The organism is Bradyrhizobium sp. JYMT SZCCT0428, from assembly GCF_018131075.1.
Taxonomy (GTDB): domain Bacteria; phylum Pseudomonadota; class Alphaproteobacteria; order Rhizobiales; family Xanthobacteraceae; genus Bradyrhizobium.
On record NZ_JAFCLS010000108.1, the window covers coordinates 1 to 10,796 of the forward strand.

The following is a 10,796-nucleotide window of genomic DNA, read 5'->3' on the forward strand; positions in this document are numbered from 1 at the left end:
TCATCTTAAAATGAGTGCCGACGTCCAATCTATTATCTTGCGCGTTACTCAAAATTTTACTCCACGACAAAAACGGCACTTAGAGTGAAATTTTAAACTCCCGCGCCAGGCCAGCGTTCCAAACGGCCGGCGAACTCACGCAGCTCGGTCATATGGACTTCCCGAGTGTGCCGGTGGACGCCTGCGTTATCGATCGCGGCGCCACAGAAACAGCGCGACCGTCCGCTGGGTGATTGCGTCGGCAACCGTCGGGTCGTTTCCGTTTTATTGAGGATTGAAGATTACGATCGTTATGCCCTCTTGTGATGACTGGGCACTCTACCCAAAGCGACCGGCCTCAGTGAGAATTCAGACCACTCACTGGGGCCGTTTTTTGTTGCCCCAATAGTACTTTTGGCGTCGCGCAAGATCACCCGTTAGGGTGAAGGCGCATTTTCCGAGAGGAACTAGAGTACACTCTAGCAATTAGGTGATTAACCTTTGGCGGGATAAGTAATGAACTACTTTAGCAGCGATAAACTAACAGGACCGGAGACGCGCGAGCATCGCAAGTGTAGGTGTGGCGCGCAGCCCAAAGTGGTTCACAAGATGATGGACGCGATTCGCGGCTTGACGGTACGGATGTTTGAATGTCAGTGCGGCGAACGCAGCTGGACCGAACATAAAGACTAAACCTTCCAATGAAACTCCTTACGGAATATCTCGATCGGGCCGTGGCTCTAGAACGCCTAGCAGCGGATGAACGAGATTCGACCTTCAAAACGCAGTTGTTAGAGCAAGCGACAGCCTACCGAAAGCTAGCCGCCAAGCAGGCTCAGGATTTTGGCTTGCCGCCGCCTAGTCCGCCAACCTCGCCCATAGGGTGAAGTCGCCTTCAGTGTTTTCAATCATAAATGAAAAAAATCGGCCTCAGCGCCTTTGGGGGCGACAAACCATCAGCCCCGGGCATTGCCACTTGTTCCCGATGCTACGTTTCCTTAACTCTCGACCGATAAATTCCCGACCTATGTCACAGCGGAAGCGCCGATGGCAGAGCAGCGATCAGAACGTCGGGTTGTGTTTGAGCGGGGCCATCCTGCATACATGATGGCTATCGACGGCACGTGGCGGCGCAACTGCATTATGGAAGATGCCTCGGACGGCGGCGCCAAATTGACGGTCGGAGGTTCCCTGGAAGGGCTGCACCTAAAAGAATTTTTCCTGCTGCTTTCCTCGACCGGGCTTGCCTACCGCCGTTGCGAATTGGCTTGGGTCAACGGTGATCAGTTGGGCGTCATTTTCCTGCAGCGGGGCAAGGGGAAGCGAAACACCTCGACCAAGACACCGGCTAAGACTCCGGCCTAAAAGTGGGCGGAAGCGCCTTGCCGTGCTGCAGGTCCTTTCCGGCCTGAGCCATTGACCGCAGTGCTCTCCGGCACGATCGCAAAACCTCTGTCTAATGGCGCTTGTCGGAGCATCAAAGAAACTCACGAAGCCGCGCGAGTTCAGCGACATGCTCGGATAACAGGGTCTCGGTGACCAATGGCGGCTGCGGTGCTGTCTGAATTTCGTACAAATGCCGGGTCGATTCAGGCTTGGCCATGAATTCCATGATGCATTCGTCCAGGGTGCCGTCGAGCAGCATGTACGGGCCGGTGCTCTCGGTGCGCCGTTGGTTGTTAAGCGAAGGCCATTTCCGAAGGACGGCCGGGGCGTTGAAATCGACGTGGGAGTAAGGTCCCGCCTCACGTCTCTCGTTGCCTGTCATTTCGTCTTCGCCTTCGGTACAACAGGGGCGCGCATTGCTGCCCGTCCCAACTCAGTCAAACGGATCTCGGTTCGCGGTTTCATTCCGCGAAGTTCGATCCAACCAAGATCGCGTATCCGAATGACCGTAACGGGCCCAGCCGGCACAGGTAGGTGAGACAGCACCTTCCATTCAGTCAAGCTCAGACACTGCATCACCGCTCGTTGGCCCATGTTGGCGGCGAGAACCGGAGCATCTTGGGTCATTTGCTCTTGCTCTTGATGCCCAGCCCTACAAGCCGGCGGACCGTGACCTTCTCATTTCGACCACAGGCAATGGTGATATCCAGCCTTTCAGCAGTTGCTCGTATCGCCGATCTTGATCGCTTCATGCGAGTGGCAATGTCTTCGCTTCCTAAGCCCGATTGCGCTAAATCGCGGAGGCGTTGATCCTCTTCTTTCGACCAAGGCGCGCCGCTGGTCACTTCTTCGACCTCAGCCCGATCTCGACCAACCGGCGGATAGCTTCGGGCTCCGATGGTATCGGCCGCTGCTGAGCCCTCCACCCTTCAATTTGTGTCGAAAGGTCCGGACGGATTCGCACCCCAACGGTACGGCCGGTGCCCGTTGCCGGGCGCCCACGCTTTTTTGCTATCTTTTTATCTTGAACTGCCATGATAAAATGCTAGCATAAAATCAAGCCGAGGGGAAGTTAGCAGCTTCCGCCCCGGCTCTAACCCGAGCCACGAAGGACGGAGAATCCCATGACCCAGGCTGACCGCGTGCATAGCACGCCACCCACAAGCACGACCATATCCCAAAACCAACATGCGGAAGCGCCGTCTCGGCGGCGCTTCCTCGCCCAAGCCGCTGGCGTCGCCGCTGGTAGCGCCGTTCTGATCGGGGCATCAACCATCGCCGACCCGGCTATCGCAAGCCACAGCGGCCCTGACCCGATCCTGGCAGCGATCGAGGCGCACAAGGCTGCATTCCGCGCCGTGATTGCCGAACTCTGTGCACACCGAGCTGGAAATCGAGCTGCCGCCCCGAGAAGCGTCATTCCGATGTGAATGCTTGGGAAGAGCTGATTATTTTCGACGACGATCCGCGCTGGATAGCCTCTGAGCGCGCAATGCATGAGCTGTGGGATGCCGAGGGCGTGGCGGCAGCAGAGCTGGTGACTGTGTTGCCGACGACTGTCGCCGGCCTGATTGCGCTTCTGCAATACGCTGTCGAAGCCGACACGGACGGGGAGACGTGGCCGCGAGACCTTGTGGCGGGCGATCGGAGCGGTGCGTGGCACCATCTCCTGATCGAGAATATCGCCGAGGTTTTGCCGGGCATGATCGGCAGTCAGGGGAGCGCGGTCTGATGGATGCCAACGATATTGACAGCGCGCTGCATGACATCGGGATGATGGTGGAATTCCAGATCCGATCGACGCAAAACCTACTCGGCGCCGGGGAAGGCAAACCATTCCAAATGCCGGCCGAAGACGCCAACCTACTAGTCTTCGCAACGCTGGATGTCGCTCGCAGAGTTAAGGCCCTGCAAGAGGACATCTGCCGAGGCGAATAGCCAGAATTGGAATTGAATTCGTGACGCCCGCCGGCTCACCCCGGCGGGCTTTTCTTGCCCGCGAAACGGAGCCTTATACGAGGCTGACCACGGCGAGGACTAATTCGGCGCCGAATTCGCTCGATGCCAGCGCGATCAATGTTCCGGCACAGATGGCCAAAATGGCGGTGATTTTGAGAGTAATCATTTTGAAAATCCCCGTCATTGGGGCGAGACCATTCCCGCTAGCCAGTAATCGGGGAAATACGCCGGGACCAGGTTGGCGTATGTGATTTTTAGCACACATGGCTCTGCACGGATTTGAACCGTGCACGCAGTTGGAACGACGCCCCGCCCTAACCGGCGGGCTTTTTCTTGGCGTTAGGAACGAACCGGCGCCCCCGGAATCAACTCCGCGCTCCCGGTGACTCCTCAGCCTCGAACCGGGAGAAAACCCCCATTGGGTTGGCGGCCTTTGGTGCAGTGTGGCGTTCTCCCGCACCGGGGCCGTTTGCGCCGCTCCATCAGGGGAGCGCCGGTTTCGAACCGTTATCTTTCACAGGATATTCGAAGGCTACGCCCTCGGGATCGTGATCTCGAAACCAGGCCTCGGCTGCGGCCTCGCTCGCGAATACCTGCAGATGGTTGATATCTCCGACCTGCTTGCTCGTGTCGACGTAGACCCAGACATTCATGAGAAGGCATCCTTGGCCCGCAGCATGGCGGGAGAGGCGGGGTTTTTGACCTTTACCCAGTGGGGTGACCGGCCCGGCCTATACGGTCGATCGGCGAGCTTCGACACCAGCCCCTCCAGGCCCATAAGGCAGGCATGCCGGAAAAGCTCTGGCCCGATCTCGCCGCGTTCAAAATCGGAGATGAAGATGCCGTCGACACGCCGCGCCAGCAGCCGGGCGAGGTTCGTCTTCCTCATGGTGAGTGGCAGTTTTCGGATGTCGGCGCCGTCGGTGACCAGCATGTCAAAGGCATAAAACTGCACCTCGTCGTTATGCTTCCGGGAATGCAGGCCGTCGAAGTCGGAGATGCCGTCGACTCCGAGAAGCACGGCTTCACCATCCAGGACGAACGACGTCGACCGAATGCGCAGCGCCGCCTCGGTGATCAGCGGGTAGCGGTCGCTCCAGTCGAAGCCATTCCGAGTGAAAAGTCGAACCCGCTTACCCTCGCGATGAACGATCAGCAGATAGCCATCGTGCTTGATCTCATGGAGCCAACTTTTGGAAGAGGGGACCTTAGTGGCACGGGTCGGGATGCAGGGTTCGAACGACGAGCTTCGCATCATTTCTCAGTATGGCTTGAGGTGGATTTCGCCCGGGCCGCCCTGGCTCGGACGATACACAGGCGATTTCTAATTGCAGAGACCGATCGTCTCATAGCCACGGATACCGAAAGTGCAGACCTGCCGCTGTCTCGTAATTCAAGCAGCCGGCGATCATCTTCCTTCGTCCAAGGCCTGTTATTATCTCCAACCATCGCAAGCTCTAAGGCGTTTTGACGTTAACAGGCTGAGGCCCGGTTGCCGCCTTTGAGGGACGGGCCCGCCAGTCTGCCGTTACGAGGATGCCTTGCTCGGACTCTTCAGCGATCTTGTGCAGCAACCGCGCTTTGTCCTGGTCGGGTTCGATGAGCGCTAAGCGACGGTATTTTACGGCCTTTGGATTACTCATAGGCAATTCCTTACGCAACAAGACAACGCTCGGAAGATAGGAAGCGCGCCGACAAAATGGAGCCCTTTTAGGTGAGGAAACTGAACCATTTCCGGCCAGGGCCGTCTTATATGGACGGAGGTTTGCCATGGATCAGCTCGAGGACCCCCGCGACCTGGAGCGCAAGATTGAACAAGCGAGCCGTATAGCCTCTCGGGTAACAGACCAGACGACCTATCAGCGCCTTACCGCTTGGGTCGATGAACTAAGACAGAATCTGCAAAAACACCTTGCCGCTAGGCGATCTAAGGAAGAGATCAGAGCGCGCGCTCACGAACTATGGGAGCAGCACGGCCGCCCGGTTGGCCGGGACGAGGAGTTCTGGCTGCAGGCGGAGTCGGAGCTCGGGAAATCTCGAGACGAGTAGAATCTGGGTGCGCTTACGCTCTGACCGGGCCGATTGCGCGCAAGAGGAGGTCGCGATGTCAGTTCCCAAAAAGCCTCTGAAGTCCGGGGATTTTCCGGTGAATGCCGACGGTAAAAAGATCAAGAAGCAAGACGGCGTTCCGATTGCAGACACCGATGATCCGGCTGTAGCTGACGACATTGCCGAACGTCTTAACGACGACGAAGCCAGGCGCGAAGAAGATAAGTGGTCGGCGTGATATAAGACTCCGGTTCACGGGCTTTTACGGAACAGGCCCCAACCGAGGCGGCCTTACTTCGGGCGCGGAGAATGCGGCTGCCTTGGCGGAACGGCAATCCAGGGTACGGACGGCGCGTTGGCTCCGACAATCTCGACGGTTCCGGCGGTCTGTTCAGCCTCAGAACCAAGAGGCGAGATACGCATAGCGCCGCCTATGTGCGGGCGGTGGGCTAGAACGTGGCGCTACGCATCGACCTTTAGCGATTCTGGGATGGATCTCACCCGAGCCCGGACAATACACAGACGACCTCTAATCGCAGAGGCGGAGCGTCTCATGGCCACCGCTATCGAAAGATACGATCTCCCGCTGTTTCGCAATTCAAGCAGCCGGCGATCGTCTTGCTCCGTCCAAGGCCTATTCCTACTTCCAACCATCGCAAGTTTCACGGCGTCAGGGTGAGAGTGATGGAGCAATCGGCACCTTGCAGAGATCGTTTCCATCATCGTCCACTACGACCAGGCAACGAGGCGTTTCGCCGACCTCAGCGGCCATCGCATCCGCAATTTGGTGCGCTTTGGCGATTGCATCCTCGTTATCTCTACAATGAAGGCCACGCGGGTCTGGAATCCGCTGTCCATTCGCTAATTCAAAATGATAGTGCGGCATTGATGGGAAATGCGGATGCTGGGTTTTCGTTCCCCAAGGCGGGCCCAATCGATCAACGCGGATTTCGGTCCAGACGTTCGTGCCTCCCATCACACGCTATCGGCGACCCGGATTTGGCAGGTGAGGTAGACTCTTCACTGATCCAGTGTGCCGCTCGGCCCACCCGATACGGGCGAAGGATCTCGCCACACCCGAGGCAACGTACTGCCTATTTCGGAAGAAACGAGTCTCCGCGCGTCTGGCAACGCCGCACAACTGAGTTCCTGCGTTCACAAGTGAACAAACGCTTGCGAAACTCTGAGGTCCATATTGGGCGCCGCGTTAAGTCTTGACGGCTCCAGTTGCTTCCCCGCGCTGAGGCCGTTTTTTAACAAGCACGTCAGCCAGTTCAATCGCGGCCATATAGGAAGCTAGTTTTCCTCGCGCGCGCGATTGCCCGCCTGCGTTACGATTAGCGCGGGGAATCCGCCAGAAACGAAGTCGCTTACGCGTGATACACCTCCTCACACTGACGGGAGGCTGGTCCGAATTTACTAAAATTTTCGGAATCAGTTGAAGCCGAACTTCCCGACGTAAAGCCGGGCGTAAGACCTCATGTGGGCTGGGTATCAAGCTGCCGGCTGGGCCACCGATCGCTTCCATCCCTCGTCCGGATCACCGGCATCGCGTTCGGATGGATCGGTGCGACAGCGTGCTGGCACGGTCGGAGCTATTAACCCGAACCGAAACATTTCGCAATCAGCCGCGGCGTCAGCGCCGCAAACGCAGAAATTAGTTCTGAGTCATAATCATAATGACTCCGATGAAAAACAAAAATTAAGAGGGGAAAACGACGGGGAGGATGGGAATGGAAACTGTACGCCGCCTCCGGGCGATGGCGTCTTTGTGTCGGCAGAGTGCTGCATATCATCCTGAAAATAGCTGGCAGCTGCTTGCCGAGGCAGAGTATTGGGAGCATCTGGCAAGTGCCACGGTCGTTGAGCACTTCCAAGATTGCACTAGCTTGAATGACCAGGCGCACCGACAATCAACCGTAAACGCGACGAGGCCGGACGCAAGGCTTTTGCCGGTCGCCTGAGCACTCTCATGCTAGCGGCTAACTTCGCGTGCGGATGCGCGGTTGCTCTGGCGAGGAGACGAAGAGGGCCGCCTGTCCTTCCTTAATACCGATGGGCGTTGGCATCATCCGAGCAACCGAACGGCATGCAACGTCGATCTCGCTGCTTGCACTGACGATGTTATTGAGTGCGGCGCCGGTCGGTAAATGTCCGTTCGTCGAAGCAAAGCGGAAGTGGCGTTGCGGGGCTGTCGAGGCAGCTTTTGACCCGGAACGGACCTCGTGTCGCGACGACAAAGCCCAATTGCATGATTGTTCCAGATTGGTCGTCAGAGTACTATGGCCGGGTGGGGCGCTTTTTGCTTTCGTGGGAGGCGATGATGAAGGTTACGGGCTTCAACCACCTGTCGATAGGCACCAAGAATCTCGCGGAGTCGGTGAAATTCTACGAGACCGTATTGGGCATGCAGACCATCCCCACCTACAATTTTGGCTTCAAAACAAAATATCTCCGCTGCGGCGATCTGCAATTGCACGTCTTCGAGCTGGAAGATCAGGTTCCGCTCTACCAGCACTTTGCGGTAGATGTAGACGATTTCCATGCTGCCTACGATGCCGCGAAGGCGATTGGCGCGCTCGACTCGACGGCGTTTCGCAATCCGGTGAACGAACTTCCGGATGGCTGCGTCCAGATGTATTTGCGGGACCCAGCGGGAAATCTGATCGAGATCGACTGGCCTGACGTTGAGACGCTCGATCGTTCGCGAATTCCCGAGATGAAGCTATTGACCGAATTCGCCGCACAAAACGAGGAGGGGCTCGCTGCCTCCCTGTACCTCGATCGGCCGCATCTGAAGACCGCACAACGGGCAAGATAGCGAACGCAAGCATGTCCCGGGTCGGATCGATGCTTCGGCCTGTCCGAGCGATCTGGTCTGGAAAGGACGTCAATTCTGATCGCATCCTCGTTCATTGCACTTTTGAGACATACCGACCGTCCGTGACGGTGTCCGCTTCAGGAGGAAAACCGGAAGCATCGACAGAGGGCCAAACCGACGCGATTGACCCGGAACGGACATTCGACCCTTTGGACATTGCGCAAAAGAGCCTACGCTCTCGAGAACATCTGGGGCAATCGGCAGTGAAACGACGCGAGTTCATTATTCTGGCTGGCGGGATGATGGCGACGGGGCCGTTGGAAGCGCGCGCACAGCAACCCGCAGGACGGGTCTACCGGGTGGGGTATCTCTCGTATAATTCCCGAGACCAGCAACTCTCTCACATTCGGGCGTTCGAAGATGGATTAAGGAGCCTCGGCTATCGGGTTGGCGAGAATGTCGCCATCGAGTACCGCTTCACCAACGCAGAGATAGAACGGCTGCCCGCGTTGGCTGGTGATTGGTTGGGCTCGGCGTGGACGTGATCGTGTCTGGAGCCAATCCGAACACCGTTGCGGCGATGAAGTCGACCACGACCATCCCGATTGTGATGGCCAACAGCGCCGATCCAGTCAGCGCCGGGCTTGTCGCCAGTCTGGCGCGGCCGGGTGGGAACGTCACTGGGTTCGCGCAGGACCCTGGCGACGAGATTTTCGGCAAGCGACTTGAGCTGCTGAAGGAGGCTCTACCGAACCTTTCGCGTGTCGGCGTTTTGGGAAATCCGGACTTTGCGCCCAATCGAAACCGGTTGACCTCGATGAAGGAGGCTGCCCGGCCGTTGGGGCTGACGCTAGTTCCGGTTGACGCCCGCGGATTGGATGCAGTCGAAGGGGCTTTTGCGACAATGGTGAAAGAGCGCGCACAGGCGGTCGTCGTGTTGGGCGACGCTGTGCTGTTCGATTATCGCGGCCAGATTGTTATGGCGGCTCTCAGAAATCAACTGCCAGCTATCTCGGGTGCCAAACAATTCGCGGAGGCGGGTTTACTACTGCATTACGGCGTTGACTTTCGAGATCAGTTTCGCAGGACCGCATTTTTTGTTGATAAGATTCTCAAGGGTACAAAGCCGGGTGATCTGCCGGTCGAGCAGCCGACCAAGTTCGAGCTGGTGGTGAACCTTAAGACCGCCAAGGCGCTCGGCGTCGTGGTGCCGCCATCGCTGCTAGTGCGCGCCGACGAAGTGATCGAGTAGGATCGTCGACTTCAGGTTTTGGCACACTTTTCGGACGTAGAAGAACTGCCTGACAATGCCCGTTATTGAGGGCAAAGCCGACCTCCGGGTCGAGCATCCGGACTTCTCAGTTTGACCCAAAGCGGACATGCGCCATCGCGCCGCGCTTGCGGCACAACATTCGCGCCCGCCGGACCCTCGAGACCTGATACTCTGCTCGCCGTCGCCCTCAAGCTGTCATGGGGATCGAATGAAGCGGCGGGAGTTCATAGCGGCGGTTGCGGCGCTGCTCGTTTCGCCAAGGCGTTCGTGGGCGCAGGGGACGCCTCGCCGGGTCGGCACGCTTGGCAACGTCCAAAATTTGCCGATCAAAAAAGTGTTCGACGAGAGCCTGCGCGGTCACGGCTGGATCGAGGGCAAGAACCTAATCATAGACTCCCGATATTTCGAGGGCCATGCCGAGCGCATACCGGCTCTAGCGGCCGAACTCGTCGCCCTCAAGCCCGATCTGCTTATCGCCACCAACACGCAAACAGCTGTAGCCCTGAAATCGGCAACCGCCAGCATTCCGATTTTATTCGTAGCTGTGGCCGATCCCGTGCGGCTTGGCCTCGTCCAAAGCCTGTCGCATCCCGGCGGCAACATGACGGGTCTATCACTCTTCGCGCCCGGAAATTTCTCCGGCAAAGCGATACAAGCCCTGCTGGAAATGGTTCCTACCGCCTCGAAGATTGCGAACTTGGTCAATCCGGGCAATCCATTTCACATGCTCACCGTCGCCGAGGAGTTGCCCCAAATTGCCCGGAACCTAGGCGTTGCTCTGCCGGTATTTGAGGCGACCACGGCCGAGGAAATCGACGTCGCATTTGCCGCGGCCGCAGCCCAGCAGGCCGATGCAATAAATGTTTTTGGCGATACTTTGACCGTTAACAACGCCCCACGAATTATCGCCCTGGCGGCGAAGCATCGCCTGCCCGCGAGCTATCTCTACCGACAATTCGTCACCAATGGCGGATTGATTTCATACGGCCCCAGTATCGCCGATTTGTATCTTCGTGCAGGCGGCTACGTCGACAAGATTCTCAAAGGCGCCAAGCCTTCCGATCTGCCGGTCGAGCAGCCGACCAAATTCGAGCTGGTGATCAATATGAAAGCCGCCAAAGCGCTCGGCCTCACCGTGCCGACCTCGATCCTCGTCCGCGCCGATGAAGTGATCGAATGATGGCGGCTTTTGGAACCTTTTGAGACATGCTCGCCTATCCTGAGAATGTCCGTTCACCGGGGTAGACCGGAATCGCCGTGGTCCGGTCAAACCGACGCGAATGATGTGGTGGACGACGCCCGCTCCCGGCATCGGATGTGCCAAAGGGG

The 10,796-nt window shown here is 57.8% G+C and carries 14 protein-coding genes; 10 read left to right on the forward strand and 4 right to left on the reverse strand.

All coding sequences use genetic code 11. The features are described 5' to 3' along the window. The first annotated feature begins 1,026 nt into the window (after positions 1-1,026). Positions 1,027-1,344 (forward strand): PilZ domain-containing protein, encoded by a 318-nt coding sequence (locus tag JQ575_RS42845; protein ID WP_212039165.1) that lies wholly within the window; start codon positions 1,027-1,029, stop codon positions 1,342-1,344. 112 nt (positions 1,345-1,456) lie between these two features. On the opposite strand, the gene JQ575_RS42850 is transcribed toward JQ575_RS42845, so the two are convergent. After that, complete coding sequence (locus JQ575_RS42850) at positions 1,457-1,747, reverse strand: hypothetical protein (RefSeq protein WP_212039166.1); 291 nt, start codon at positions 1,745-1,747, stop codon at positions 1,457-1,459. A 742-nt stretch (positions 1,748-2,489) separates the two neighbouring features. On the opposite strand from JQ575_RS42850, the gene JQ575_RS42855 reads away from it, so the two are divergent. From JQ575_RS42855 to JQ575_RS42865, 3 genes are read left to right on the forward strand one after another with little or no spacing between them, the layout of a single operon-like run. Next, complete coding sequence (locus JQ575_RS42855) at positions 2,490-2,795, forward strand: hypothetical protein (protein WP_212039167.1); 306 nt, start codon at positions 2,490-2,492, stop codon at positions 2,793-2,795. Continuing rightward, positions 2,792-3,097 (forward strand): hypothetical protein, encoded by a 306-nt coding sequence (locus JQ575_RS42860; protein WP_212039168.1) that lies wholly within the window; start codon positions 2,792-2,794, stop codon positions 3,095-3,097. The genes JQ575_RS42855 and JQ575_RS42860 overlap by 4 nt, the downstream gene beginning before the upstream one ends. After that, positions 3,097-3,303 carry a hypothetical protein gene (locus JQ575_RS42865; protein ID WP_212039169.1) on the forward strand — a complete coding sequence of 69 codons (207 nt, stop codon included), beginning with the start codon at positions 3,097-3,099 and terminating at the stop codon, positions 3,301-3,303. Before JQ575_RS42860 ends, JQ575_RS42865 begins: the two co-directional genes overlap by 1 nt. Before the next feature lie 503 nt (positions 3,304-3,806). Here the strand turns inward: JQ575_RS42865 and JQ575_RS42870 are convergent. Then, entirely contained in the window at positions 3,807-3,977 is a 171-nt protein-coding gene (locus tag JQ575_RS42870; RefSeq protein WP_212039170.1) for a hypothetical protein, read from the reverse strand. Continuing rightward, complete coding sequence (locus JQ575_RS42875) at positions 3,974-4,579, reverse strand: DNA ligase (protein ID WP_212039171.1); 606 nt, start codon at positions 4,577-4,579, stop codon at positions 3,974-3,976. Before JQ575_RS42875 ends, JQ575_RS42870 begins: the two co-directional genes overlap by 4 nt. Before the next feature lie 515 nt (positions 4,580-5,094). Between JQ575_RS42875 and JQ575_RS42880 the strand changes: the two genes are divergently transcribed. Together JQ575_RS42880 and JQ575_RS42885 are read left to right on the forward strand one after the other, a co-directional pair. Beyond that, positions 5,095-5,373, forward strand: coding sequence for a DUF2934 domain-containing protein (locus JQ575_RS42880; protein ID WP_212039172.1), 279 nt, complete (start codon positions 5,095-5,097; stop codon positions 5,371-5,373). A 55-nt stretch (positions 5,374-5,428) separates the two neighbouring features. Then, a complete protein-coding gene (locus tag JQ575_RS42885) occupies positions 5,429-5,611 on the forward strand; it encodes a hypothetical protein (RefSeq protein ID WP_212039173.1) in 183 nt (60 codons plus the stop codon). Positions 5,612-6,043: 432 nt separating this feature from the next. On the opposite strand, the gene JQ575_RS46825 is transcribed toward JQ575_RS42885, so the two are convergent. Further along, a complete protein-coding gene (locus JQ575_RS46825) occupies positions 6,044-6,349 on the reverse strand; it encodes a DUF6894 family protein (protein WP_409364893.1) in 306 nt (101 codons plus the stop codon). 1,155 nt (positions 6,350-7,504) lie between these two features. Here JQ575_RS46825 and JQ575_RS42890 point away from each other — a divergent pair. The 4 genes from JQ575_RS42890 to JQ575_RS42905 all read left to right on the forward strand — a co-directional run bounded on the left by JQ575_RS42890 (position 7,505) and on the right by JQ575_RS42905 (position 10,647). Further along, positions 7,505-8,194: a VOC family protein gene (locus tag JQ575_RS42890; protein ID WP_312016133.1), complete on the forward strand. Its 690-nt coding sequence runs from the start codon at positions 7,505-7,507 to the stop codon at positions 8,192-8,194. 122 nt (positions 8,195-8,316) lie between these two features. After that, positions 8,317-8,739: a hypothetical protein gene (locus JQ575_RS42895; RefSeq protein WP_212039174.1), complete on the forward strand. Its 423-nt coding sequence runs from the start codon at positions 8,317-8,319 to the stop codon at positions 8,737-8,739. Beyond that, positions 8,730-9,446, forward strand: a complete 717-nt coding sequence (locus JQ575_RS42900) for an ABC transporter substrate-binding protein (protein ID WP_212039175.1) — start codon at positions 8,730-8,732, stop codon at positions 9,444-9,446. The genes JQ575_RS42895 and JQ575_RS42900 overlap by 10 nt, the downstream gene beginning before the upstream one ends. 229 nt (positions 9,447-9,675) lie before the next feature. Further along, entirely contained in the window at positions 9,676-10,647 is a 972-nt protein-coding gene (locus tag JQ575_RS42905; RefSeq protein WP_212039176.1) for an ABC transporter substrate-binding protein, read from the forward strand. The last annotated feature ends 149 nt before the right edge of the window (positions 10,648-10,796 follow it).